Source organism: Streptomyces gamaensis, from assembly GCF_042656465.1.
GTDB lineage: Bacteria > Actinomycetota > Actinomycetes > Streptomycetales > Streptomycetaceae > Streptomyces > Streptomyces gamaensis.
Map to the genome: position 1 here is coordinate 430,524 of NZ_JBHSPB010000001.1, position 24,649 is coordinate 455,172.

The window sequence follows — 24,649 nt, forward strand, 5'->3', positions numbered from 1 at the left end:
GCCGGCGCTCAGGCGACCGTACGCACCGGCGGCCCCGGCATCCGCCCGTCGGCGCGCGCGAGCGGACCCGCGCAGAACGCGCAGCGGTCACCGATGAGTTCGAGCCCGCACCAGTGGCACTCCTCCCTCCGGACGGACGTCACGAGCTGGTAGAGGATGCTCGGGTCGGCGATGGCGGCGACGAACTCCACGGCCCGGTGGGTGCCCCACCAGCGTCCGGACTCCTCCGGCAGCGCGACCTCGTGCACGCCCTGGACCCGCCAGGCGGGGGCGAGGGTGTCCAGCACCCAGTCCTCGCCCCGGCCGGGCGGCCTGCCGCGGGCGACGGTCAGGCTCGTACCGAAGGCGGGCCCCGCCGGCGTCTCGCCCGATCCGGTCCGCAGCAGCAGCGGCGACGGGCTGACCAGCACCCCGAAGCGCGCGCCCGGTACGTACGACGCGAGGTGCTGCCCGAGTCCGACCTCGATCCGGTCCAGTCCGGCGACGCTCGCCAGCTGCGCGCCCGCGTAGATGTAGTGGGCGAGCAGCCGGGCGGCGGAGGCGAGCACTCCGGGGCTGAGGTCCGAGACCGACAACTGCCGCAGCTGACGGGCCAGTACGGCCACGGCCAGCGGCGGCAGCGCGACCGGCAGCAGGGCGATGCGGTCGCTCTCCAGCACGGAGCGGATGGTGTGCAGCCGTCGCACGTACGGGCCGGGCAGCGTGTCCGGATAGACGGCGACGACGTAGCCGCACTGGTCGAGCAGGATCGCGGTCTGGGCGACGGCGGTCTCCAGGGGCTGGAGCGCGGGCGGCTGGAACACGGCGGCGTCGGGGAGCTGCCCGCCGCCCGCCGGGAGCGCCTGGCCGAGACTGGTGACTGCTATCGCAAGGGGCACGTCGGCTTCCCCGTTCACTCCGGCCGCCGGCGTCTGCGGCGGACGCAGATCGATACTGCCCTGTGCTGGTGTCTCCGCACTGTATCCACGATCGGGTCGGCTGAGAACCTGCCCTCGACGCCCGCCACTTGGGCCCCGTGCGACAGCGGAGGTCACAGCCCCGGCCGGGCGGCAGGCCGGGGGAAGACTCCCCGAAAGAGCACACACGATCGCGGTCCGACACCTTGACGCGGGCATTGGTCTGGACCACCTTGGGGGCACACGTGTGCGCGCCTCCCCCACGGACGCCTTGTCGCGGCGCGCGCTGCTCCCTTCCCACCGGAGGCAGTTGTGTTGTATCTCCGCACCCCACGCACCAGCAGACCCTTCTGTCGCAGGGCCAACTCGGCACGCCGTTCCGGCAGGCTGCCCCGCCTCGGCGGCGCCCTCGCGGCGCTGACGCTCGCGGCGGGCGGTCTCACGGCACTGGCCCCCGGCGCGTCCGCCACGGCCGGCGACGCTCCCGCCGTATCCGCTCCCGCCGTACCCGGTCACGCGGTCACCGGGTACTGGCAGAACTTCGACAACGGCGCCACCGTGCAGAAGATCAGCGACGTCCAGAGCCAGTACGACATCATCGCGGTGGCGTTCGCGGACGCGACGACGACCCCCGGAGCGATCGACTTCCACCTGGACCCCGCGTTGCACTACGACGAGGGGCAGTTCAAGGCGGACATCGCGGCGAAGCAGGCGGCGGGAAAGTCGGTCGTCCTGTCGGTGGGCGGCGAGCGGGGCACCATCAGCGTCAGGGACTCCTCCTCCGCCGAGAACTTCGCCTCCAGCGCGTGGTCCCTCATGCAGAAGTACGGCTTCAACGGCGTCGACATCGACCTGGAGAACGGGCTCGACCCGACCTACATGACACAGGCCCTGCGCTCGCTGTCCGCGAAGGCCGGCAGCAGCCTCGTCATCACCATGGCACCGCAGACGGTCGACATGCAGTCGCCCTCGGGGAGCTACTTCCAGACCGCGCTCAACATCAAGGACATCCTCACGGTCGTCAATATGCAGTACTACAACAGCGGTTCGATGAACGGCTGCGACGGCAACGTCTACGCGCAGGGAACGGTGGACTTCCTGACAGCCCTGGCCTGCATCCAACTGGAGGGCGGACTGGCTCCGTCGCAGGTCGGACTGGGCCTGCCCGCGTCTCCGCGCGGGGCGGGCAGCGGGTACGTGGCGCCGTCCGTCGTCAACAACGCGCTCGACTGCCTGGCGAGCGGCGCGAACTGCGGGACGTTCAAGCCCGCGAGGACGTATCCCGGGATCCGGGGCGCGATGACGTGGTCGACCAACTGGGACGCGGCCAACGGCAACGAGTGGTCGAACTCGGTGGGCGCGCATGTGCACGCGATGCCGTGAGCTGACGTGACGACCTGACACGGCGGTACGGCGTGACGTGACCGTACGGGGCGGCTCACCGGCGGCGAGCCGCCCCGCTTCCCTCAGCGCCTGCTGTTGTCCCCTTCACCCTCACCGGCCGGCTTGGGCAGCGTGCAGCCCGGCTGCCCGAGGTCGATCTTGTTGCCGGTCCCGATGCACGCGGGGATGCCGTAGGTCTCCTCGGCGTAGTTGATCCCCTGCCGCACGGTGATCTTGCCGTTCTCGTCGACCTCGCACGGGTTGTTCATCGTGCACTGCTCACCGTTCTCGTTGCCGGTGTTGTTGATCGCGACGACCTTGCCGCTGCTGTCGTCGATCACCGGCGAACCGGACGTCCCGCCTATGGTGTTGCACGAGCGCGTGTAGCGCAGCGAGTCCTTCCACACCCAGTTCGCCTCGTGCAGCTCGTGCACGAACCCGTCCACGTTGCACGAGTAGATCTTCTTCCAGTAGCCGGAGACGACCTTGATCGCGCTGCCGGCGACGGGGTGTTCGGCGGACAGCGTCAGCGCGCTGATGCCGGTGCGCTGCTTGATCTGCGCGTACGTCTCGTTGAGCTCGTACAGCGTGACGTCGGTGTCCGTCATCGTCGCGTACGCGACCTTGGTCGCCGTCAGTCTTCCGGCGCTCTGCGCGCCGGAGTTGAGCAGCGTGAAGGTCCGGCTGGACGGCTGGTCCGTGATGACGGTGCCCGGGTCGGGCATCCCGCTCTCCAGACAGTGCCCGTTCGTCATGACCAGCCCGGGATCGTCGTCCCCGGAGTTCGCGGTCCGCACGAGCGAACCGGAGCAGTTGCTGAGGGCGACGGTGCCGGCGTAGTCGACGGCTCTGGCTCTGGCCTTGGACTCGGTGTCCGCCGTGGCCGTGGCGGTTCCGGCGGCTGCGGTCGCGCCGGTCAGGAGCAGGGTGGTGAGCGCTGCGACGAGAGGTCGTCTCATGGGGGGCTGGTCCTCTCCGGGCCCGGAAGTGCGTCGGATTTGACGTGTGCATTGTTGGGGCCGGGGAGGCGCGGCGCAATCAAGTGTGCCGAATTGGCCGCCTGGTCGGGTGGTTTCGGAGGGTATGACAACACTGATCAGGGGCGTACGGAACGGGAGTACGGCAGCCCCGCCCCTTACCGCCGCAGCAGGTCGACGAGCCCCGCCCCCTCCTCGTCACCGTGCCCGTCCGCGACGCGCTGCCGCATCAGCCGCAGGTAGGGCGCCAGCAGCTCGGGGCTGACCTTCTGCTCCTCCGCGGTGCGGACGAGGAAGTCGTTGTCCGCCTGCATGGCGAGGTTGGAGACGACGTCCTTGGTGTAGTCACCGCTGTCGAGCTGGTCGGCCATCTTGGGCACGGTGTGGGTCATGGCGTTGAGCCAGGACGTGAGGAGGGGAGCGAGTTCCCCGGCGGGGACCCCGTCCGCGCGCAGCAGCGCGTAGGCGTGCGTGATGCCCGCGAACATGCCGTACATGCCGCTCAGCAGCGCGACATCGAAGAGCGCCGCGTGCCCGGGGTCCTCCCCGAGGTACGTGACGGCGGCGGGGACGGCGAGGGTGTCGCGGTGCGCCTCGTGGACGGCGCTGCTGCCGCTGTAGAGGACGTACGCGCCGGTGTCCGCGCCGCCGATCATCGGCGGTACGGCCATGATGCCGCCGTCGAGATACCGCGCCCCGCGCTCCCGCGCCCAGGCGGCGCGGGCACGGGCCTGGGCGGGCGTGGTGGTCGTGAGGTTGACGAGGTCCTTCCCGGTGAGATCGATGCCGTCGAGGGTCTCCTCGACACTCGCGTCGTCGAAGAGGCACACGACGACCAGCTGGCTGGCGGCCACGGCGTGGGCGGCGGTGGCGGCGACGACCGCACCGCGTTCGGCGAGCGGCCGGGCTCGGTGAGCGGTGCGGTTCCAGACGGTCAGGGGGTGGCCGGCCTTCAGCCAGGCGTGGGCGAGCGCGGTGCCCATGGCGCCGGTGCCGAGGAGGGTGAGGGGTGCGTCGTTCATGGTGTCTACGCTGGTCGCAGCCTTGCGGATGATCAAGTACGCACTTTGATGTGGGTGCTTACCGCAAGGTGAGTGTGCTGGTCAACGGGTGGTCAACGGGGTGGGAGGGTTCGGCTGTGGTGGTTCGGCGTCCGGGTGCGTATGTGTGCGGGATCGACGCGGCGATGGATGTCGTCGGCGGGAAGTGGAAGGTCCTGATCCTCTGGGAGCTGGGCGTACGGCCCTGCCGCTTCGGCGAGTTGCGGCGGTCGCTGCCCGGCGTGAGCGAGAAGGTCCTGACCGCGCAGCTGCGGGAACTGGAGGAGGACGGGGTCGTCCGCCGCGAGGTGTACGACGAGGTGCCGCCCCGGGTGGTGTATTCGCTGACGGAGGTGGGGGTTTCGTTGAACGCGGCGCTGGGGCCGTTGGGGGAGTGGGGGCGGGAGCATGTGCTGTCGCGGGCGGGGGCCTAGGCGATCGCAGTACCGGACAGGGTGGCTCTTGCCGAAAGCGCCGCACGAAGCGAGCAGTGATGCTTATCGTGGTGGCATGAGCGTAGTCACGGTGAGAATCCCCGATGAGCTCGATGCCGATGTGCGACGAGCGGCAGCCGACTCCGGCCTCTCCTTGAACGCATACCTGGTGCGCACCCTGAGGCGGCAGATGGTCAGGGAGACTGCGGAGGCACAGGCGGCCATGGGCGGCGTCCTCCTTGTGGACACGGGAGACGACGACCCCGCCGGGGACATCCGGTGAGGCGTGGCACGGTCTGGGAACTCTCCCTCGCCAACGCGGCCCGTACTGTCCTGGTCCTGTCGATCGACGAGGCCAACGAGAGCTATCGGGCCGCTGTGTGTCTGCTCCTTCACCCTGCGGGTGCGTACCCCGACACCCTGTTGTCAGTGCCGATCGCCGATCCGGTACGAGCAGTTGCCGTGCCGGTGAACATCACGCAGTACGCGGCCCACCGGTTCGAGGACGGCAAGCTGCTCGGCCAGGTCTCCGAGGATTCGATGGCTCGTATCGAGAGCGCCGTGCGGTCTGTACTCGACCTCTGAACCGCCCTCACGCGCCTCGGTCCTGGGTAGCGCCCGGTCTGGCGGAGATGACGGGGCTGTCCGTCGCGACTATTCAGCCGGATCTAGCGAGGAACCCCGGGCGTTCACGCCCGGGAGGAATCGCTTCTCTGGATTGCTCTGACCCGCACGGTCGCACGGGTCTGCACCGTTGGCCTCAGTCGGGTCGTTTCTGGCTCTCGATGTACTCCTTCACTGTGGCGAGCGGTGCGCCGCCGCAGGACGCGGCGAAGTAGGAGGGAGACCAGAAGTGTTCACCCCACAGGTACTTACGGATGTGGCCGGGGAACTCCTGGCGGAGGCGGCGGGCCGAGACGCCTTTGAGTGAGCCGACCAGCCGGGACAGGGCGACCTTCGGCGGGTAGCGCACCAGCAGGTGCACGTGATCGCGTTCGCCGTTGAACTCGACCAACTCGGCCTCGAAGTCGGTACAGACGGCACGCATGACCTCTTCACAGCGCCGCAGGATCTCGTCCGTGAACGGGCCGCGCCGGTACCTGGGCGTGAAGACCAAGTGTGCGTGCAGGGTATGGATGACCGTTCTTCCCCTACGAATATCGGGGTTTGACTCCCAGCGTGGCGACATAGATCAAGGCTACGATCGTGGATGTGAAGATCGTGGTGCAGGTGAAGCTGCTGCCGGAGGCCGGCCAGGCCGCCGCGCTGCGCTCCACCCTGCGCACGGTCAACGAGGCCGCGTGCTGGGTGTCGGCGGTGGCGTTCGAGCGCGGGGTTCCGCGCGAGTACGAGCTACGCAAGCACACCTACGCCGAGCTGAAGGCGCGGGGTCTGGGGGCGCAGGCCGCCCAGCACGTCATCAAGAAGACGTGCGACGCCTACACCACGTTGAAGGCGAATATCCGTGCCGGACACCTCGGTAAGCCCGGTTCCAAGCGGCTTGTCAAGGTGGAGTCCAAGCCGGTCGTGTTCCGGTCCGAGGCAGCGCAGCCGTATGACGACCGGTGCCTGTCGTGGCAGATGGATCAACAGACCGTTTCGATCTGGACCGTGGCCGGACGGATCAAGGGCGTGCGGTTCGCGTGCTCGCCGGACGCGCTGAAGATGCTCCGCGAGCACCGCAAGGGCGAGTCCGACCTGATCGAGCGGGACGGCGTGTTCTACCTGATCGCCACCTGCGACGTGCCGGAGAAGCCCCTCAACGACGACCCGGCCGGGTTCGTCGGCGTGGATCTCGGCATCGTCAGCATCGCCACCACCTCGACCGGCTACCGGGCCGCCGGACGCGGCCTGAACCGGCACCGTGCCCGCCAACTCGCCCTGCGGAAGAAATTGCAGGCCAAGGGCACCAAGTCCGCGAAGCGCCTTCTCAAGAAGCGCTCCCGCAAGGAAGCCCGTCACGCAGCCGACGTCAACCACGCCATCGCCAAGACCATCGTCACCACCGCTGAACGCACCGGTCGCGGAATAGCCCTGGAAGACCTCACGGGCATCCGTCACCGGGTACGGCTCCGCAAGGACCAGCGGACCTCTCTGCACTCGTGGAGCTTCCACCAGCTCGCCGCCTTCGTGGAATACAAGGCGAAGCGGGCCGGGGTGCCGCTGGTGTACGTCGATCCGGCGTACACCAGTCAGCAGTGCTCCCAGTGCGGCCACATCGACCGGAAGAACCGCGTCGATCAAGCGACGTTCGCCTGCCGGTCCTGTGGGGCCCTCATGCACGCGGACGACAACGCGTCCCACAACCTCGCCCGCAAGGGCGAGACCGTGTGGACTGCGGGGCGTGAGTCACGCGTCCCTGCCACCCCATAAGGGGGTGTCTGGACGGAGGAGCCCACCCAGCAGCCAGCTGGACGCTACCTCCAAGCCCGGTCCTTCAGGGCCGGGTCAAGTTGACAAGGCCGAACAGGACAAGCAACTGTCCCTGACCACGCTCCTACGCATCGCCGATGCGCTCGGCGTGGACACGTCCGTCGTCCTCGCCCGCAGGCCCCGCGCCGTGCGATGGGGCAGCCGGACCGTCTGATGCTGCAGACACTGTCGCAAACCGTGCACGACACCGCCGCCGGGCTGCTCTCCGAGCACATCGACACGGACGGCGCAGCGAGCCTCCGGGAGGCGATCGACCGCTGCTGGACGGCCTGGTGCGGGGGTCCTCTCCGACCTGGCTTATCAGGCACTGTGGCTGGGCGACCCCACCACATCGGTGGCCGTCCTCGACCGGGCCCTGCGCCGCCCTGTGCACCGGGCCGCCCGATCGGTGCTGTACCTGCGCAAGGCACGCGCCCACGCCGCCCTCGGTGAGGAACGCGCCTGCACCCGCCTCCTCGGTGCAGCGGAGAAGGACTTCGAGGCTGCGATCGGCACGGGAACGGCGCCTGCATGGTGCGCGTGGATGTCCCGATCCGACCTTGCCGTGGACACCGGCCGGTGTCTCCTCGACCTCGGCCACACCCGTCAGGCTCACGCGCTGATCCAGGACGGCACCGAGGTGTTGCCGGTGGCGAGGGAGAAGACCCACGCGGTCTTCCTCGCTTACGAGGCCGAGGGCTACCTCCAAGGCGGGGACATCGACCAAGCCGCGCACGCCGCGCATACAGCGCTCGCCATGGCACAACGCATCGGAGCACCGCGATGTACGGCGCTCATCAGCGGAATGGCGCCCGCCTTCAAGAAGCACAAGACGGCACCCGGAGTCGCGCAGCTCCTCGACGAGATCCACGCTGCTGCCCTGTGATCACCGTTCACTGCCTGCCGGTTGTCAGCCGGCCAGGGTGGGGCACATCGTGGGCCACGAGGCGTTCCGCCCGCTTCCCCTCCCCAGGAAACCATTTGGCCCACAGCAACACTTTTACGAAAATGGGCCGCATGTCAGATGCGGCACAGTACTTGGTGGAGCGGCACACGATCCTGTCCGTGGTCGCCGGATCGCGTGCGTTCGGGCTTTCCACGGCGGCCTCGGACGTCGATCGCCGCGGTGTGTACGTCGCTCCCACCGCCGACTTCTGGCGCATGGTCAAGCCGCCCGCTCACGTGGAAGGCCCGCTGCCCGAGCAGTTCAGTTGGGAGGTGGAGCGGTTCTGCGAACTCGCGCTCTCCGGCAATCCCAATATTCTCGAAGTGCTGCACAGCCCCCTGGTGGAGCAGTGCTCCGGGCTCGGCGCCGAACTGCGGGAGCTCGCCCCGGCGTTCCTGTCCCGCAAGGTGCACGCCACGTTCGGGCGGTATGCCGGGGCCCAGTTCACCAGGGCCGCCAACCACCGGGACCGCGAGGGCGAGCCGCGCTGGAAGCAGATCATGCACACGCTGCGGCTGATGATCAGTGGGGCCGTGCTGCTGGAGAGCGGCACCGTACGCATCGACGTCGGCCCGTACCGCGAGCGCCTGCTGGCCGTACGCCGGGGCGAGTTGTCCTGGGACGAGGTGGGCGCCTGGCGCGACGAGCTGGGCGTACGTCTGGACCGGGCGCTGGCCACGAGCCCGCTTCCCGAACACCCCGACACCACCCGCGTGGAGAACTGGCTGGTCTCGGTCCGCCGCCGCTCCCTGACCGACACCCTGACCAACGCCCCGGCCAACACCCCGAGCACCGGAAGCACCTTCGTATGACCACGCACACCGTCAGCGGCCTGCCCGACCTGACGCACGTCGTCGCCGAGCAGCGGCACCCCCTGCTGTTCGCCACCGTCTCGGGCGCCCACCTCTACGGCTTCCCCTCCCGCGACTCGGACGTCGACCTGCGCGGCGTCCATCTGCTGCCCCTGCGCGAGGTCCTGGGGCTGACGCCCGCGCAGGAGACCCGGACCCGTATGTGGGATGCGGACGGTCTGGAGATGGACCTGGTCACCCACGACCTGGCCAAGTTCGCCCGGCTTCTGCTGCGTCCCAACGGCTACGTCCTGGAGCAGCTCCTCTCCCCGCTCGTGGTGCACACGACTCCCGAGCACACCGCCCTCGTCGACCTCGCCCCGCGCCTGCTGACCCGGCACCACGCCCGCCACTACCGGGGGTTCGCGAAGACGCAGTGGCGCCTCTTCGGGAAGTCCGGCGAACTCAAGCCGCTGCTGTACACGTTCCGCGTCCTGCTCACGGGCATCCATCTGATGCGCGCCCACGAGGTCCAGGCGGACCTGCCGGCTCTGCTGGACGCCGTGCGGGCACCGGAGTACGTCCGTGACCTCGTGGCGGCGAAGGCGGCGGCCGAGCACGGCCTGCTGTCCCTGCTCGACGGCGCGCCCTCGTACGAGCGGCTGGCGGCCGATGTCGAGGCCCTCCACGCGGCGCTGGACGAGGCCGAGCGGTCGACGGTACTGCCGGAGCGGTCCGACGCCGGGGCCGATCTGAACGAGCTGGTGGTACGGACGCGCCTGCGGTCGGGCGCCGCGCCGGCCCCGGACCACGGTTCCGGCCTGCCGCGTCAACCGTAAGCCCCCCTGGACATACCGCAATTCCCCGGACATTCCGGGGAATTGCCCCGCCCCACCTGGCTACCCCCGACCGGCCACACCACCCGCCCCCTCCCGACAACCGGCCCCAACGGGTCTGGGGCGAACGCGCGGCGGCGCGGAAGCTGTGGGCATGGTCTTCACCCTCACAGGTAAGGAACTACGGCTCGCCAGACTCTCGCGGCCGGCCGACGGCCGCTTCCTCTTCGTTCCCCTGGACCACCCCGTCTCCGACGGGCCCATCACCAACGGACTCGGCTTCAACCGGCTGGTGCGCTCGCTGGTCGCGGGCGGGGCGGACGCGGTCGTCGTCCACAAGGGCAGGGTCCGGCTGATCGACCCCCGGCTGCTGCGTGACTGCGGACTGATCGTCCACCTCAGCGCGAGTACCGCGCACGCTCCCGACCCCAACGCCAAGGTGCTGGTGGGCGAGGTCGAGGAAGCGGTCCGCCTGGGTGCCGACGGGATCAGTGTCCACGTCAACGTCGGTTCGCCGACCGAGGCCCAGCAGCTCGCCGACCTCGGCCGTGTGGCGGCGGCCTGCGCCCACTGGGGGCTGCCGCTGCTGGCGATGGTCTACCCCCGTGGCCCGGAGGTCGCCGACCCGCACCAGCCGGCGCTCCTGAAACACGTGGTCAACATCGCCGCCGATCTGGGCGCCGACCTGGTGAAAACCACCTGGGCGGAGCCGATGGAGCGGATGGCCGAGGTCGTCGAGAGCTCACCGATCCCCGTGCTCGTCGCGGGTGGCGCGGGGAGCGACGAGGACGTCACGGACTTCGCGCACGCCGCGATGTCCGCCGGATGCGCGGGGCTGAGTGCCGGCCGCCGGGTCTTCGGTCACCCCTCCCCCACCGATGTGTGCGCGGCACTCGCCGACATCGTGCACGACCGCCGGCCCGAGCCGGCTCTCACTCCCATCATCTCTCGCGTAGTGGCAGGTACATTGTGAAGTTCGGTTGGATCGACATCCGCAGCGTCAGCCCCGAGCACCGTCCGGCGATCGTCGACGCGGCCATCCACGCACGGCTCGACGGCATCGTCGACGACAAGCCCGACGTGCTCAGCACGCTGCCGCCGACGGTGCGCAAGGTGTACCTGCCGGCGCCGGGAGCCCCTCGCGCCGCGGAGAAGGCCGCGAGGACCGACGCGAAGCACGCCGACAAGAACGCAGAGAAGAACACCGACAAGAACACCGAGAAGAACACCGCCGGAAACGGCACCGAGCTCGTGCTGGAGCGGCTGGCCACCCAGGCCGAGCTCGACGCGTACAGGCTGCGCGCTCCCGAGGACGCGGGCGCCGCCTTCGTCCACGTGGTCGACGACCCGACGCTGCGGCTGGCCTGCGCCTCCGCCCAGGTGCTGCCTTACACGCTGGTGAAGTTCCAGGACCCGACGAAGATCCCGCTGGAGATCGTCATCGCCGCGGCCGACAAGAGCCCCGGCCAGATCGTGTGCGAAGGCGCCGACCTCGACGAGGTCTTCGTCATCCTCGACGTGCTGGAGAAGGGCTCCGAAGGCGTGATGTTCGCGCCCAAGGACGCCGGCGAGGTGTTCAAGTTCGCCGAGCTGCTGCGCGCGCGGACCCCGCAGCTGGAGCTGAGCACGCTCACCGTCCAGTCCATCGAGCACAGCGGACTCGGCGAGCGCGTCTGTGTCGACACCTGCACGCACCTGGAGAAGGACGAGGGCATCCTCGTCGGCTCGTTCGCCCACGGGTTCGTCCTGTGCGTCAGCGAGACGCACCCGCTGCCGTACATGCCCACCCGCCCGTTCCGGGTCAACGCCGGCGCCCTGCACTCCTACGTGATGGGGCTGGACAACCGCACCAACTACCTCAGCGAGCTGAAGACGGGGTCCCCGATCCTCGCCGTCGGTACGGACGGCCGCACCCGCCGGGTCGTCGTCGGCCGGGCGAAGGTCGAGTCCCGTCCGCTGCTGACGATCCGGGCGGTCTCCGAGGACGGCGTCGAGGTGGCGCTCACCCTGCAGGACGACTGGCACGTGCGGATCCTGGGCCCGGGCGCCAAGGTGCTCAACTGCACCGAACTCAAGCCGGGCGACCAGCTCCTCGGATACGTCGCGACCGACCGGCGCCATGTGGGCTGGGCCGTCGACGAGTTCTGCCTCGAAAAATGACCCTGGTACGCGAGGGGACGACCATGGAGTCTCTGCTGGGTTCCGGCCCCGACAACAGCGTCTGGGCGTCGGGGACATCGGACATCACACGCGGCGAGGCCCGTACCAGGGTCGCGCGGCTGAAGGAACTCTTCGCCATACAGGGGGTGAAGCCCCGCAGCACGGTGGCGCTGAACATCCCGCCGAGCTTCACCTACCTGTGGGCGCTGTTCGCCCTGTGGGAGTGCGGCGCGAGCGTCATGCTGCTGGACCACCGGCTCACCCCGGGCGAGGTCGAGAAGCTGATCGACCTCACCCGCCCGCAGTTCCACATCACCTCCAACCAGCCGGCGAAGCCGCTCATACCGTTCGAGGACGAGCGGGAGATCCTGCTCAAGCCCCTGCGCGACGGGCAGCCGGCCGGCACGGACCACGTGCTCTACCAGTTCACGTCCGGGTCCACCGGGGCGCCGAAGGTCATCGGGCGTTCCGCGGCATCGCTGCTCGCCGAGGTCGAACGGTTCTCGCGGCTGCCGGAGATGCCGAAGAAGGGCGAGCGGGTCCTGCTGCTCAACTCGCTGACCCATTCCTTCGGTCTGGTCGGCGGGGTCCTGTACGGCACGCTCGCCGGGGCGACGCTGGTCTTCCCGCAGAGGATCGGTGCCCGCGACATCCTCGCCCTGGCCGCCGAGCACCAGGTGGAGGTCATCTCGGGGGTGCCGGCCCACTTCGACCTGCTCAGCCGGATCGACAATCCGCCGAAGCTGTCCCGGCTGCGGCTGGCGATCTCGGGGGGCGAAGCCCTGACCACCGAGGTGTTCGAGAGGTTCGAGCAGCGGTTCCGGGTGCGGATCGGCCAGGCGTACGGGATGACCGAGACCGGCATCATCACCACGGACCTGGCGGGCGTGTTCCCGCCCCCCTGGGTGGGGCTGCCGGCGCCGGGCCTCGAAGTCGACGTCCGTGACGGCGAGTTGTACGTGCGGATGGACGAGTCGCCGTACCCGTACCAGAGCCAGTCCGTCCAGTGGGCGGACGGCTGGCTGCGCACCTTCGACCTGGCCGAACGCGACGCGGAGAGCGGGGCGGTGTCGGTGAAGGGACGGTCCGACTCGATGGTGGTGGTCGGCGGGCTCAATGTCGACCTGACCGAGGTCGAGGCCCTGCTGCGCGGCCACCGGCAGGTCGGCGAGGCGGTGGTGGTGTACGGCGGCGAGGCCATCGAGGCGTACGTGTCCGTCTCCTCCGAGGTCTCCGGGGCCGAACTCGCCGCCTGGTGCCGGGAACGGCTCAGCGCCCACAAGGTGCCGCGCCGGTTCCATCTGATGCCGGAGCTGCCGCGCACCAGCAACGGCAAGCTCGTCCGCGGACGGGACCTGCTGCACGCGGCCCACGCGCGCAGCCGCGCCCGCGCCGACGCGAGGAGCCTGGTGTGATCATTGAACCCGTCACCCGTGGGCTGCTGTGCGCCACCGCCCACCCGGACGGCTGCGCGGCCCGGGTCCGGGCCGAGATCGACGAGGTGCGGGGCCGGCCCTCCTTCCGGGGGCCGCGCAACGCGCTCGTCATCGGTGCCTCGGCCGGGCTGGGCCTGAGCACCCGCGTCGCGCTCGGCTTCGGCGCCGGCGCCGCGTCGGTCGGGGTCTGCCTCGAACGCCCGCCCGCGGCGGCCCGGGCGGCGAGCGCCGGCTGGTACAACACGGCGGCCCTGGAGAGCGAGTTCGCCGCCGCGGGAATCCTCGGCCGGACCGTCGTGGGCGACGCCTTCGGCGAGCGGACCAAGCAGACCACCGCCGAAGTCGTCAAACGCGAACTGGGCAGCGTGGATCTGGTCGTGTACAGCCTGGCCGCGCCGCGCCGCGAGCACGACGGCGTGGTCCACCGGTCGACGCTCAAGACCGTCGGGACCCCGTTCACGGAGAAGTCGTACGACGCCGAGAGCGGGCGCGTGGCCCTGTCCACCATGCCGGCCGCCACCCTCGGCGAGATCCGCGAGACGGTCTCGGTGATGGGCGGCGACGACTGGCAGCGCTGGCTGGAGGTCCTGCACGACGCCGGGGTGCTCGCACCGGACGTGACCACCGTGGCCTTCTCCTACGTGGGCAACTCGTGGCTCGCCCCCAGCTACCGGGGCGGGACGCTCGGCAAGGCGAAGGAACACCTTGAGTGGACCGCGCGCGGCATCGACGAGACGCTGCGCCCGGCCGGGGGCCGCGCGCACGCGGCGGTGATGCGCGCGCTGGTCACGCAGGCCAGCAGCGTGCTGCCGGTGCAGACCCTGTACGCGATCCTTCTGTCGCGCGTGGCCCGCGAGAGCGGACTGCACGAGACCGTCCTCGACCAGGCGTACCGGCTGTGCGCGGAACGGCTCTACGGGCCGGGCCCGCTGGCCGTCGACGAGGAGGGGCGGATCCGGCTCGACGAGCGGGAGCTCCACCTCGACGTACAGGCGGAGGTGCGGCGCCGCTGGAACGCGGTCGACACCGAGAACATCGCCGAACTGGGCGCCCTGGACGCGTACCGGGCGGAGACGCTCGCGCTCTACGGGTTCGGTGTCCCGGGCGTCGACTACGCCCAGGACACCGACCCGCTGCGGGACATCCCCGGGGTCGTCCTCGCCTGACCCCCCGCCCGACCGCGTCCCACGGGCCTGTCACACATCGGGCCCCTGTTTCGTCACCCCTTCAGCAAGGAGGAAACAACGCAATGGACACCGACATCAGGGACTACGTCCTCGACACGGTCCGCAACGTGATGAACATCCACGTCGCGGATCCGGTGGACGAGAACACGCCGATCGGCCCCGGCGGTCTCGACCTCGACTCCCTGTCGCTGCTGGAGCTCGCGGCCAGGCTGGAGAAGGAGTACGCGTTCAAGATCGACGACGGGGAGTACGAGACGCTCGGCAGGGCCACGCTCGGCGCGTTCGTGTCGTACGTCGCGCGGCTCCGTACGACGGCCGCGTGAGCCGTGATGACGGCCGTCACCAAGGAGGACATCCGGCTGATCCTCTCGGACAGCAGGATCTTCTCCACCAGCATTGAGGAATTCGGCAACGACGCGGAGCTCGGGCTGGACTCGCTGTCCCTGGTCTGGCTCGTGCACCGGCTGGAGGAGGAACACGGGGTCAGTCTCGACCCGGACGCGCTGTTCGCCGCCGGTGTCACCTCGGTCGACTCCATCCACACGCTGCTGACGGGGGCGCCATGAGCGCCGTCATCACGGGGTTCGGGGTGTTCACCGCCTTCGGACCCGGCGCGGACGCCCTGCGCGCCGGGGTGTTCGCCGGCAAACCGGGGTTCGCCCCGGTGACCCGGTTCGACACCTCGCCGTTCCGGGGCGGCCACGCCGCCGAGTACCCGGGCGCGGACCCGGCGCTGCCGCGGGTGCCGAGCCAGTGGGACGTCCTGCTCGCGTGCGGCCGGTCCGCCCTCGGCATGGCGGGCCTGTCCGACGCGGAGCGGGCCCCGCTGCTGCTCGGGTCGCAGGGGGACTTCACCGCCGTCAACCGGTACTGGCGGGCCGAGGCGGCGGGCACCGCGCTGCCCTCCGCTGACGAGCTGTCGGTGAGTGTCCCCGGGGCGCTCGCCGACCGGCTCGGCGAGACGCTCGGCCTCGGCCCGCGCCGGGTGACGTTCACCAACGCGTGTGTCGCGTCCGCCACCGCCGTCGCGCAGGCGGCGGCACTGGTCGCCGCGGGCCGGGCGGACGTGGTCGTGTGCGCCGGCGCGTACGTGGTGGACGAGGAGTTCTTCGCGAAGTTCGACTCCGGCCGCGCCTTCGCCTCCGACGGCGTGGTCCGCCCGTTCGCCCGCGACCGCTCCGGGCTGCTGCTCGGCGACGGGGCCGCGGCCCTGGTGGTCGAGTCCGAGGAGCACGCCCGCGGCCGCGGGGCACAGGCGCTGGCCCGGGTCCTGGGCTGGGGGTACTCCAACGACGCCTTCCACCTGGCCCGCCCGCACCCCGAGGGCGCGGGCATGGCGAGCGCGATCGGCCGGGCGCTGGAGCGGGCCCGGGTGCGCCCGGAGCAGCTCGGGTACGTCAACGCGCACGGCACGGGAACCCCGGCCAACGACGTGGCCGAGACCCGCGCCCTGCGGGCCGCGCTCGGCACGGCGGCGGCGGGGACGCCGGTCAGCTCCACCAAGAGCATGACCGGTCACATGCTGGAGGCGTCCGGGATCGTCGAGGCGGTCATCACCCTGCTCGCCCTCACCGACGGGATCCTGCCACCGACCGCGAACCTCGACGAACGTGACCCGGAGTGCGATCTGGACTACGTGGCCAACGAGCCCCGCGCCGCCCGGATCCGCCGCGCGCTGTCCGTCAACGCCGCGTTCGGCGGCGCCAATACCGCCCTCGTGCTGGAGCGACCATGACCGTGTCCGCCGTTGTCACGTCCACCACCGTGGACTCCGGCTCGGAACTGCCGGACATCCCCGGGTTCGTGCTCTCCGTGTTCAGCCCGCTGGTGAACGAGGCGGCCCGCCGGTGCCTGGCCGACCCGCGGGTCGGCGAGGTCGCGGGGCCGCGGACGGCGCTGCTGCTGGGGTCGGTGTACGGCGACTCGACCACCTCCGACACCGCGAGCCGCAACCTGGTCGCGGGCGATGTGCGCAATCCGCTGCTGTTCTACCAGTCGGTGCCGACCACGGTCCTGGGGAACATCGCCCGTGACCACGGCATCACCGGGCCGACGATCAGCCTCTCGGCCACGGGCGACCCGCGGCACGAGCTGCGCGAGACCGCCGAGTTGCTGTTCCTCACCGACGAGGTCGACGCCGCGCTGCTCATCACGGTGGAGCTGGCCGCCAACCCGCGCACCGCGCGGCTCTCCCACACCGGCGACACCGACGTGGCCACGGCGGTCTTCTTGAGAAAGGGCGAATCGACATGCTGAGTGGCGCGATCCGCGCCCGACTGGCCGACGACGACGCGTTGGGCGCGGGCACCTTCTTCGCCGCGGTGCGGGACGTGCGCCCCGGCACCGAACAAGTGCTGTGGACCGACGGCGACTTCCCCGCCCCGGACGGAGAGCGCGACACCGTCCTCACCCTCGACCGGCTGGCCGAACTGGTGGAGACCTACGCGGGCTTCTACCACGCACGGGGCGTCCGGCCGCGCGACCCGGTGGCGGTGTGCACCGGCTCCGCCCTCGGGTACGTGCTCAACTTCCTGGCCCTGAGCACGCTGGGCGCGGTTCCCGCGCTGGTGAACGCGGACCTGCCGGCGGCGGTGGCGCGGAACTACGCGCAACGCATCGGCGCCGTCGGTGTGTTCGCCGACCCCGCGCACCTCGCCGCGCTCCGCGGCGAGGACAGCGCGGAGCCGGTCTTCTTCGCGACGGCGTCCGACGTCCGTCCCGAGGACCGCGGCCGGCTGCCGTCCGGGTACCCCTACCGGCACCACGGGAACGACCCGGTGCTCATCACGCACTCGTCGGGCACCACCGGGGTGCCGAAGGCGGTCACCGCCTCGCACCGCAGCTTCTTCGCCGCGACCAGGTACCGGCTGAGCCTGCCGCTGCCGCAGGGCTTCGAGCGGGTGCTGTCCGCGCTGCCGGGATCGCACAACTCGGCCATCACCGTGGTGATGCAGTCCCTGCTCTCCGGGCTGCCGGTGCGGATCCTCTCCGACCGGGGCGGCGACGCGGTACTGGCCGCCGTCGCGGAGTTCCGGCCCACCATGGTGGCCGCGTTCGCCGGCACCCACGCCGAGCTGGCCTCGCGGGACCTGGGCCGGGCCGACCTGTCGACCGTGACGCTCTGGTACAACAGCGGCGACGCCGCGCACCGGGCCCACATCCGGGCGCTCACCGCGCACGGCCGTCACACCGAGGTCAGCAGCGAGGGCCGCGCCACCGTGCCCGGTTCGTACTTCCACGACGGGCTCGGGTCCTCGGAGATGGGGCACTCGCTGTTCTACAACATCCACAAGCCGGGCGCCGAGAAGCCGTTGCGCTGCATCGGCAAGCCGTACGGGTTCGTCGAGGCCGCGGTCCTCTCCGACGAGGGCGAGCCGCTGCCCGCCGGCCGGATCGGACGGCTCGGGGTGAAGTCCCCGTCGATCACGCCGGGTTACTGGAACGACTCGCTCACCACTCACCGCTCGTGGCTCGGGGGCTACTGGCTCACCGGCGATCTTGTGTACCGCGACGAGACCGGTGTTTTCTACCACGTGGACCGGGTCACCGACACGGTCCTCACCCGCCAGGGCCGGCTGTACAGCGTGTGGGCCGAGGAACTGCTGCTGGACGCCTGCCCGGAGTTGGAGGACTGCACGGTGTTCGGCATGGAGAACAGCGACGGCTCCGCCGACGCGTGGCTGCTGCTCAAGGTCCGGCCCGGGGCCGGAGCGGGCGTCGACTGGGAGTCCAGGGTCAACGCGCTGCTCGCCGCGCAGGACATGCCGCCGGTCGCCCGGGTCCTCACCCAGGGCACGCAGCGGATCCCGCTCGGCCCGACCGGGAAGGTGAAGAAGCGTCAGCTGCGTGCCCTGTACCAGGACCTGTCGCGCAGGGGTGAGGTCGCATGACGCGCACCCCCGTGATGGTCACCGGTGTCGGTCTGGTCAACGCGCTCGGCGACGACCCCGACGTGTTCTTCGAGCGGCTGTGCGCCGGAGAGTCCGCGGTGACCGCCATCGAGCACCGGGACGTGTCCGCGCTGCCGGTACGGATCGGGGCCGAGCTGAAGGCGTTCGACCCGGAGAAGGCGATCGGCGCCCGCGAGGCCCGGCTGATGGACCCGTTCACGCAGTACGGCATCGCGGCGGCGGAGGACGCGCTGCGCGACGCCGGGCTGGTGGTCGGGCAGAACGTGGCACCGGACCGGGTCGGGGCCGTCATCGGCTGCGGCATCGGCGGGGCCACCACGCTGGAGCGGGAGGCGGCCGCCTTCGCCCTGGAGGGCATCGACGAGGTCTCGCCGTACCTGATGACGCAGGTGCTCACCAATATGGCCACCGCGCACCTGGCGATCCGGCACGGCATCACCGGCCCCACCATGGCCATCGCCAACGCCTGTGCCACGGGCGCGAACGCGATCGGTGAGGGCCTGCGGACGATCCAGCGCGGCGACGCCGACGTGATGGTGTGCGGGGCCGCCGAGGCGCCGCTGTATCCGCTGGGCATCGCGGCGTTCGCCAAGGCACGCGCCCTGTCCCGGCGCAACGAGGAGCCCGCGCGGGCGTCCCGGCCCTTCGACTCGGGGCGCGACGGGTTCGTCCTGGGCGAGGGCGGCGGGATCGTCGTCCTCGAATCGCTGGCGCACGCGAGCGCCCGCGGCGCACGGCCCCGGTCGGTCCTCCTCGGGTACGGCGCCAGCACCGACGCCCACCACGTCACCATGCCCGACCCGGAGGGCCGGGGCGCCGCCGCGAGCATGCGCCGCGCGCTCGCCGACGCCGGGATCGCCCCGGCCGACGTCGACTACGTCAACGCGCACGCCACCGGCACGAAGCTGGGCGACATCAGCGAGGCCCGGGCGATGCGGGAGGTCTTCGGCGCCGGCCAGCCGGCCTGCAGCGCCACCAAGGGGTCCACGGCGCATCTGCTGGGCGCCTCGGCCGCCGTGGAGGCCGTCATCTGCGCGCTGTCCACCCAGACGGACCTGGTGCCGCCGACCCGCAACCTGGACCGGCCGGATCCCCAGTGCGACCTCAACCACGTGCGGGACCAAGCGCTTTCGCGGCCCACCCGGGTCGCGATATCCAACTCCTTCGGTTTTGGAGGGCACAACGCCACATTGGTTCTCGCGAAGGCATGAATCGCCCCTGAGAAAACCCTGAGAAGAAACGCACATTGGAGTCAGAGGTGCAAGCGAAAAACGAGCCGAGCCAAGCCGGCCTGGCCACCATTCTCATTCTCGCGCTCGGTACTTTCGCGACCGGCACCGACGCGTTCATCGTCGCGGGCGTACTGCCCGCGGTCGCCGGTTCGCTGCAGAGTTCACTGACCGCCGCGGGTCAGATCGTCACCGTCTTCGCGCTCGCCTACGCCATCGGCTCGCCGTTGGTGATGACGGTGACCTCGAACTGGCCGCGCCGCCCCGTGCTGGTGTGGGGCATGGTGCTGTTCGCGGCGGCCAACGTACTGTCGGCGTTCTCCCCCAACCTGGCCGTGCTCACGGTCAGCCGGATCGTCGCCGCGCTGCTCGCCGGACTGTTCGTGCCGAGCGCGACGGCCACCGCCTCCACGATCGTCGCTCCGGAGAAGCGCGGCCGGGCCCTGGCCATCGTGCTGGGCGGCACCTCGGCCTCCACGGTGCTGGGTGTGCCGATAGGCCTGTTCGTCTCCCAGATGACCAACTGGCGCGGGGCGTTCCTGTTCGTGTCCGCACTGTCGGTGCTGGCCGCGATCGGCATCGCCGTGCTGATGCCGCAGGTGCCCGCCCCGCCGAGGGTCTCGCTCGCCGACCGGGCCGCCGTGCTCAAGCGCGGCGACGTGCTGACCGCGCTGCTCATCACCGTCGCCGCCAACGCGGGCGCGTTCAGCGTCTACACCTACCTGGCGCCGGTGTTCAGCGACCTCGGCGGCACCGGTCTGCTGCAGGTGCTCATCTTCACCTTCGGCCTCTTCGCGATCGTCGGCAGCTATCTGTCCGGCCACGGCGCCGACAAGTGGGGCGCGGTCAAGGTGCTGACGCTGGCGCTCACCATCTTCACCGTCAACCACTTCCTGCTGTCGGTGTGGGCGGCCACCATCGCCACCGCCGTCGTCTACATGGTCCTGTGGGGACTCACCGGCTGGGCCACGATCCCGCCCCAGCAGCACCGGCTGGTGCGCATGACCGGACCCGCCTCCAGCATCGCCATCTCCCTGAACGCCTCGGCGCTCTACCTCGGCATCGGCCTCGGCGGCCTGCTCGGCGGCTGGGTCGTCGACGCGTACGGCGCGGACCACCTGTGGATCGTCTCGGGCGCCGGCGGCCTGCTCGCCCTGGTCCTGCTCCCGGTCTCCGTCGCCGTGGAACGCCGCTCGGCCGCGGCCCGGGCCCGCAAGTCCGCCGAACCGCAGCCCGTGGCGCTGTGAGAGCCGGAGGAGGAACCGTGTCGAGAACACAGCAGTACTGGTGGCTGCACGACGCCCGCTGGTACCAGGAGGTGGCGAAGCGGTTCGGTTTCGACGCCGCCAACGAGATCAACAAGGAAGCGATCGCGTTCGTGGCGCGCCGGATCGCGCAGAACGTCGCCAAGGCCCAGGGCGTCCCCGTGCGGGACATGACCTGGGACCAGGTGGTGGAGATCATCAAGCGCTGCCCGGAAGAGATGTGGCCGCCGCAGTTCGTCGACTACCGGTACGACGCGAGCACGCCGGGCGAGCTGACGACCAGTCTGGAACGCAACTTCGCCCTCACCATGTCCCGTACGGCCGGCACGCTCGACACCTATCAGTGCCCGTGCCTCGAACTGCGGGCCGCCTGGCACGAAGGGCTCGGTCTCGACGTGGAGAGCGACAGCATCGAGGGGTGCCTCAAGGACGGTGCGGACGCCTGCACGTACAAGGCCCGGTTCCGGGGTTACGCGCCGGCCGGCCAGTAGTGGCCCGCACGCAACGGCGGCGGCCCGTGTCCCTCCCGGGGGCACGGGCCGCCGCCGTTTCCGTGGCACGCCGCCTACCGGTGGAACCGCTCCGGGTCGAACAGGCCGATGTCGTGCCGGGTGCTGCCCTCGGTGGCCAGGTCCGCGAGGGCTTCGCCGATGACCGGGGCGAACTTGAAGGCGTGGCCCGAGGTGCCCGCCGCCAGGTACACGTGCTCCTGGCCGGGCAGCCGGCCGACGATGAAGTGCCGGTCGGGGCTCATGTCGTACAGGCCGACCTCGCCGCGCAGGTATCTGCCCCCGGCGACGCCGGGGATGCGGGGGGCCAGGAAGGAGCGGAGCTCCGCCACGTCCCGGTCGTGCACCGTGCGGTCCACGGTCTCCGGGTCGCACCGCTCTCCCCCGGTGTGCATCGCCGCTTTCACCCCGTTGCCCGGACCGGCCACGGGGAAGCCGAGCGCGATGGCACCGCCCGCGTCCCACGCCCAGAACGGGAACGCGCCGGGCGCGAACGCCTCTTCGCCCGTCGCGGGCGCGAACCAGGCCTGCACCTTGCGCAGGACGGTGACCGGGACGAGCTCCGGGCCGACGAGCTGCCCGACCCACGAACCGACACACAGGACGAGCCGTGCGGCCCGGTGGACGCCCTGATCGGTGCGGACGGTGACACCGCCCGCGTCCGCCGTCCACTCCAGCGTCCGTTCCCCGAAACGCAGCTCGGCCCCCGCCCGTTCGGCCAGGTCGAGCTGGGCGCGGACCGCGGGCTCGACGTGCAGGAAACCCGCGTCCCGCTCGTACAGGGCGGTGGTGTCCGGGCCGGGCGTGAACTGCGGGAACCGCCTGCCGAGTTCATCGCCGCCGTAGGTCTCGTTGGCCAGGCCGGACGCCTCGGCGGCGGCTGTCGCCGCCGGGACCAGCCGGCCCGGCCCGGAACCGAGCAGCAGGGCGCCCGCGCGGGTCACCAGGGGCCGGCCGGCTTCCTTCCCCGTCTCCTCCCACAGCTCCAACGACCGCCGCACCAGCGGCACATACCGCGGGCCCATGAAATAGGACGTGAAGACGCACCGGGTCTCCCCGTGGCTGGCGCCCCGGTCGTGCACGGGCCCGTACCGTTCGACGCCGAGCACCCGGTGGCCCTTCGCGGCGAGCCGGTACGCGGTGCTGCTGCCCAGCACACCGAGCCCCAGCACGATCACGTCGTACGGCATCCGCTGTGTCACGGCTCCTTCCCCCTGTTCCCTCATGACGCGAGTGAGTCCTCCAGCAGGCCGGTGCGCAGCGCGTACGCCACGGCCAAGGTCCTGTTCGGGCAGTTGAGTTTGGCGAGGATGCTCGCCACGTAGCGTTTGGTGCCGTGCTGCGAGATGCGCAGGCGTGCCGCGATCTGCTTGTTGCTCAGCCCCTCGCCGAGGAGTTGCAGCGTCTGGTGCTCGCGCGGCGTGAGGGTGACCGGGGGCCGCTCGACGGAGCGCGGTCTGCTGAGGACGGCCATCATCTGGTGCGCCACCTCGGCCGGCAGCGACATCTCGCCGTGCTGCAGCCGGGTCATCGCCTCGCCGAGCCCGCGCAGGGTCAGCCCCGGGCCGGTCAGGAAGCCGTCGAGCTTGAGTCCGGCCGCGGTGCGCAGCGTGTCGTCGTCCAGGTCCTGCAACAGCAGCAGCACCTTGGTGTCGTGCCGGCCGACGGCCTCGGCGAGCGCGGGGATCTGCGCCGCCAGGCACGAGTCCACGATGACGACGTCGTACGGACGCTCGGGGAAGCAGCGCACTGCCTCGGGCACGTCGGCGCAGGCCTGTGTGGTGTGCACCTTCGGGATGCTGGCGAGCATGCCGGCCAGTCCCCAACGGGAGACCTCGTCCGCGACGACCAGCAGGACGGCCAGACCGACGTCCTGGTGCGCCAAGGCGCCTTGCGCAAGGGTCTGCTGCCCGTTCAAACGATCCATAGGAGTACCCCCTGGGTGAGTCCGTTGATCACCGTACGGCGACATCGCGCCCGGCATATCCGCCGACCTCTCCGGGCCGGCCCAGACAGCGCCGCAGCCCCTTGGGCCAAAGTTCCCACGTGGGACCGGCAAAGCATCAACTTTTTCTGCCGTGATGCGTCACATACGGAGGGCCGCATCCGCTTCTCGTCGGGTACGCCCCCGGGCGCCACGCCGTGATCGACATCACGGCACCACCGGCCTCGGGAGGTTTGGCACGGTATTTCACGCTGAAAGCGGACGCACCGAACGGCGGTGCAGGCTTGGCGAGTTGGGGGGCGAGCCGCGGGCCCGGCCGGCCGGCGGGCCCGGGGGCGGCGGCGTGGCAGACTCGGCTGGTCCGCTCCCGAACTCCCTTGCCACATCCGGAGGACAGCGTTGCGTCACGTCGAGCCCCAGGTCCGTCTCATCGCCCGCCCGCGGCTGGACTACGAGGAGGTGACGCGTTATCTCGCCGAGGTCGGCGGGGAGAGCTGGCTGGAGCGGGTGGACCGCGGTGAGACGGACGACGCGCAGAACCTGGCGGAATTCGCCGGCCGTACCTGCTACCGCTCCTGGGAGCCGGGCCTGAATCCGAACGTCACCCGGATCCGCACCGACCAGGGGGCGTACCTGGACAACATCCTGGCCAGCGCCCACGGTTCGGTCCTGGAGCACGTCGGCTTCTCCTTCGTCCTGCACAACGTGAGCCGGGTGGTGACCCACGAGCTCGTCCGGCACCGGGCCGGGACGGCGGTCTCGCAGGAGTCGCTGCGCTTCGTGCGCCTGGACGACCTGCCGTTCTGGTTCCCGCAGTGGGCCGAGCAGGACGCGGAGCTGATGGAGCGTGCCACCGCCCTGCTGGAGCAGATGGAGGCGTTCCAGCACTGGATGTCCGGCCACTTCGGCCTGGACGAGCAGGGGGTGCCCTTCAAGGAGAAGAAGGCCAAGACGTCCTTCATGCGCCGCTTCGCCCCGGAGGGGCTGGCGACGGGCATGGTGTGGACCGCCAATGTACGGACCCTGCGCCACGTCATCGAGAGCCGCACGGCGCCCGGCGCGGAGGAGGAAATCCGCCTGGTCGTCGGGAAGATCGGGGAGGTCGTCGCCAAGGAGGCGCCGGCCCTGTTCGGGGACTACACCGTTCAGGACGGTGCCTGGATCCCGGGCTGGCGCAAGGTGTGAGACCGGCCGGCGGCGCCTTTCCCGTGGAATTCCCTTGACATTACCGGGAATTCCATGAGAGGGGCGCCGCCGGATTTATTGGCGCCGCACCGGAAGAACACCCTCCG

Annotated in this window: 27 protein-coding genes; 21 read left to right on the plus strand and 6 right to left on the minus strand. The window is 70.7% G+C overall.

Annotation, left to right across the window (positions count from 1 at the left end; translation table 11 throughout):
- Nucleotides 1–8 precede the first annotated feature (8 nt).
- Nucleotides 9–878: a hypothetical protein gene (locus ACFP1Z_RS01885; RefSeq protein ID WP_390313918.1), complete on the minus strand. Its 870-nt coding sequence runs from the start codon at nucleotides 876–878 to the stop codon at nucleotides 9–11.
- 405 nt (nucleotides 879–1,283) lie between these two features.
- Here ACFP1Z_RS01885 and ACFP1Z_RS01890 point away from each other — a divergent pair, with 405 nt between their 5' ends.
- Nucleotides 1,284–2,279, plus strand: a complete 996-nt coding sequence (locus ACFP1Z_RS01890) for a chitinase (RefSeq protein WP_390314094.1) — start codon at nucleotides 1,284–1,286, stop codon at nucleotides 2,277–2,279.
- A gap of 83 nt (nucleotides 2,280–2,362) precedes the next feature.
- On the opposite strand, the gene ACFP1Z_RS01895 is transcribed toward ACFP1Z_RS01890, so the two are convergent.
- Both ACFP1Z_RS01895 and ACFP1Z_RS01900 read right to left on the minus strand, forming a co-directional pair.
- On the minus strand, nucleotides 2,363–3,238 hold the full coding sequence (locus ACFP1Z_RS01895; protein ID WP_390313919.1) for a trypsin-like serine peptidase: 876 nt from the start codon (nucleotides 3,236–3,238) through the stop codon (nucleotides 2,363–2,365).
- A 176-nt stretch (nucleotides 3,239–3,414) separates the two neighbouring features.
- Nucleotides 3,415–4,278 (minus strand): NAD(P)-dependent oxidoreductase, encoded by an 864-nt coding sequence (locus ACFP1Z_RS01900; protein ID WP_390313921.1) that lies wholly within the window; start codon nucleotides 4,276–4,278, stop codon nucleotides 3,415–3,417.
- Nucleotides 4,279–4,442: 164 nt separating this feature from the next.
- Here ACFP1Z_RS01900 and ACFP1Z_RS01905 point away from each other — a divergent pair, with 164 nt between their 5' ends.
- The 3 genes from ACFP1Z_RS01905 (at nucleotide 4,443) to ACFP1Z_RS01915 (ending at nucleotide 5,315) form a co-directional block, all read left to right on the plus strand.
- Nucleotides 4,443–4,730, plus strand: coding sequence for a winged helix-turn-helix transcriptional regulator (locus ACFP1Z_RS01905; protein WP_390314095.1), 288 nt, complete (start codon nucleotides 4,443–4,445; stop codon nucleotides 4,728–4,730).
- Between the two features lie 76 nt (nucleotides 4,731–4,806).
- On the plus strand, nucleotides 4,807–5,013 hold the full coding sequence (locus ACFP1Z_RS01910) for a toxin-antitoxin system HicB family antitoxin (RefSeq protein WP_390313922.1): 207 nt from the start codon (nucleotides 4,807–4,809) through the stop codon (nucleotides 5,011–5,013).
- Nucleotides 5,010–5,315, plus strand: coding sequence for a hypothetical protein (locus ACFP1Z_RS01915; RefSeq protein ID WP_390313923.1), 306 nt, complete (start codon nucleotides 5,010–5,012; stop codon nucleotides 5,313–5,315). The genes ACFP1Z_RS01910 and ACFP1Z_RS01915 overlap by 4 nt, the downstream gene beginning before the upstream one ends.
- 175 nt (nucleotides 5,316–5,490) lie before the next feature.
- Here ACFP1Z_RS01915 and tnpA read toward each other — a convergent pair whose 3' ends face one another.
- On the minus strand, nucleotides 5,491–5,919 hold the full coding sequence (tnpA, locus tag ACFP1Z_RS01920) for an IS200/IS605 family transposase (protein ID WP_390313924.1): 429 nt from the start codon (nucleotides 5,917–5,919) through the stop codon (nucleotides 5,491–5,493).
- 23 nt (nucleotides 5,920–5,942) lie between these two features.
- On the opposite strand from tnpA, the gene ACFP1Z_RS01925 reads away from it, so the two are divergent.
- The 16 genes from ACFP1Z_RS01925 (at nucleotide 5,943) to ACFP1Z_RS02000 (ending at nucleotide 21,394) form a co-directional block, all read left to right on the plus strand.
- Nucleotides 5,943–7,103, plus strand: a complete 1,161-nt coding sequence (locus ACFP1Z_RS01925; protein WP_390313925.1) for an RNA-guided endonuclease InsQ/TnpB family protein — start codon at nucleotides 5,943–5,945, stop codon at nucleotides 7,101–7,103.
- 394 nt (nucleotides 7,104–7,497) lie between these two features.
- Nucleotides 7,498–8,028 carry a hypothetical protein gene (locus ACFP1Z_RS01930; protein WP_390313926.1) on the plus strand — a complete coding sequence of 177 codons (531 nt, stop codon included), beginning with the start codon at nucleotides 7,498–7,500 and terminating at the stop codon, nucleotides 8,026–8,028.
- Between the two features lie 131 nt (nucleotides 8,029–8,159).
- Nucleotides 8,160–8,900 carry a nucleotidyltransferase domain-containing protein gene (locus ACFP1Z_RS01935; RefSeq protein WP_390313927.1) on the plus strand — a complete coding sequence of 247 codons (741 nt, stop codon included), beginning with the start codon at nucleotides 8,160–8,162 and terminating at the stop codon, nucleotides 8,898–8,900.
- Nucleotides 8,897–9,718, plus strand: a complete 822-nt coding sequence (locus ACFP1Z_RS01940) for a nucleotidyltransferase domain-containing protein (protein WP_390313928.1) — start codon at nucleotides 8,897–8,899, stop codon at nucleotides 9,716–9,718. The genes ACFP1Z_RS01935 and ACFP1Z_RS01940 overlap by 4 nt, the downstream gene beginning before the upstream one ends.
- A 151-nt stretch (nucleotides 9,719–9,869) precedes the next feature.
- Nucleotides 9,870–10,688, plus strand: coding sequence for a 2-amino-3,7-dideoxy-D-threo-hept-6-ulosonate synthase (locus ACFP1Z_RS01945; protein ID WP_390313929.1), 819 nt, complete (start codon nucleotides 9,870–9,872; stop codon nucleotides 10,686–10,688).
- On the plus strand, nucleotides 10,685–11,875 hold the full coding sequence (locus ACFP1Z_RS01950; RefSeq protein ID WP_390313930.1) for a 3-dehydroquinate synthase II family protein: 1,191 nt from the start codon (nucleotides 10,685–10,687) through the stop codon (nucleotides 11,873–11,875). The genes ACFP1Z_RS01945 and ACFP1Z_RS01950 overlap by 4 nt, the downstream gene beginning before the upstream one ends.
- A gap of 23 nt (nucleotides 11,876–11,898) precedes the next feature.
- Complete coding sequence (locus ACFP1Z_RS01955; protein ID WP_390313931.1) at nucleotides 11,899–13,290, plus strand: class I adenylate-forming enzyme family protein; 1,392 nt, start codon at nucleotides 11,899–11,901, stop codon at nucleotides 13,288–13,290.
- Nucleotides 13,287–14,477, plus strand: a complete 1,191-nt coding sequence (gene fabV, locus ACFP1Z_RS01960; RefSeq protein WP_390313932.1) for an enoyl-ACP reductase FabV — start codon at nucleotides 13,287–13,289, stop codon at nucleotides 14,475–14,477. The genes ACFP1Z_RS01955 and fabV overlap by 4 nt, the downstream gene beginning before the upstream one ends.
- An 83-nt stretch (nucleotides 14,478–14,560) precedes the next feature.
- A complete protein-coding gene (locus ACFP1Z_RS01965) occupies nucleotides 14,561–14,821 on the plus strand; it encodes a phosphopantetheine-binding protein (RefSeq protein WP_390313933.1) in 261 nt (86 codons plus the stop codon).
- Between the two features lie 6 nt (nucleotides 14,822–14,827).
- The gene (locus ACFP1Z_RS01970) at nucleotides 14,828–15,064 is read left to right on the plus strand and encodes an acyl carrier protein (RefSeq protein ID WP_390313934.1); all 237 of its coding nucleotides are present in this window, start codon (nucleotides 14,828–14,830) and stop codon (nucleotides 15,062–15,064) included.
- Nucleotides 15,061–16,233, plus strand: a complete 1,173-nt coding sequence (locus ACFP1Z_RS01975) for a beta-ketoacyl-[acyl-carrier-protein] synthase family protein (RefSeq protein WP_390313935.1) — start codon at nucleotides 15,061–15,063, stop codon at nucleotides 16,231–16,233. The genes ACFP1Z_RS01970 and ACFP1Z_RS01975 overlap by 4 nt, the downstream gene beginning before the upstream one ends.
- Complete coding sequence (locus ACFP1Z_RS01980) at nucleotides 16,230–16,754, plus strand: hypothetical protein (protein ID WP_390313936.1); 525 nt, start codon at nucleotides 16,230–16,232, stop codon at nucleotides 16,752–16,754. Before ACFP1Z_RS01975 ends, ACFP1Z_RS01980 begins: the two co-directional genes overlap by 4 nt.
- Nucleotides 16,748–18,388: a class I adenylate-forming enzyme family protein gene (locus ACFP1Z_RS01985; protein ID WP_390313937.1), complete on the plus strand. Its 1,641-nt coding sequence runs from the start codon at nucleotides 16,748–16,750 to the stop codon at nucleotides 18,386–18,388. Before ACFP1Z_RS01980 ends, ACFP1Z_RS01985 begins: the two co-directional genes overlap by 7 nt.
- The gene (fabF, locus tag ACFP1Z_RS01990) at nucleotides 18,385–19,620 is read left to right on the plus strand and encodes a beta-ketoacyl-ACP synthase II (RefSeq protein WP_390313938.1); all 1,236 of its coding nucleotides are present in this window, start codon (nucleotides 18,385–18,387) and stop codon (nucleotides 19,618–19,620) included. The genes ACFP1Z_RS01985 and fabF overlap by 4 nt, the downstream gene beginning before the upstream one ends.
- Nucleotides 19,621–19,667: 47 nt before the next feature.
- Entirely contained in the window at nucleotides 19,668–20,885 is a 1,218-nt protein-coding gene (locus tag ACFP1Z_RS01995) for an MFS transporter (protein ID WP_390313939.1), read from the plus strand.
- Nucleotides 20,886–20,902: 17 nt separating this feature from the next.
- Nucleotides 20,903–21,394: a hypothetical protein gene (locus tag ACFP1Z_RS02000; protein WP_390313940.1), complete on the plus strand. Its 492-nt coding sequence runs from the start codon at nucleotides 20,903–20,905 to the stop codon at nucleotides 21,392–21,394.
- Nucleotides 21,395–21,468: 74 nt separating this feature from the next.
- On the opposite strand, the gene solA is transcribed toward ACFP1Z_RS02000, so the two are convergent.
- Nucleotides 21,469–22,614, minus strand: a complete 1,146-nt coding sequence (solA, locus tag ACFP1Z_RS02005; protein WP_390313941.1) for an N-methyl-L-tryptophan oxidase — start codon at nucleotides 22,612–22,614, stop codon at nucleotides 21,469–21,471.
- 20 nt (nucleotides 22,615–22,634) lie between these two features.
- Complete coding sequence (locus ACFP1Z_RS02010; protein WP_390313942.1) at nucleotides 22,635–23,297, minus strand: helix-turn-helix transcriptional regulator; 663 nt, start codon at nucleotides 23,295–23,297, stop codon at nucleotides 22,635–22,637.
- 459 nt (nucleotides 23,298–23,756) lie between these two features.
- Between ACFP1Z_RS02010 and thyX the strand changes: the two genes are divergently transcribed.
- Nucleotides 23,757–24,542: an FAD-dependent thymidylate synthase gene (thyX, locus tag ACFP1Z_RS02015; protein ID WP_390313943.1), complete on the plus strand. Its 786-nt coding sequence runs from the start codon at nucleotides 23,757–23,759 to the stop codon at nucleotides 24,540–24,542.
- The last annotated feature ends 107 nt before the right edge of the window (nucleotides 24,543–24,649 follow it).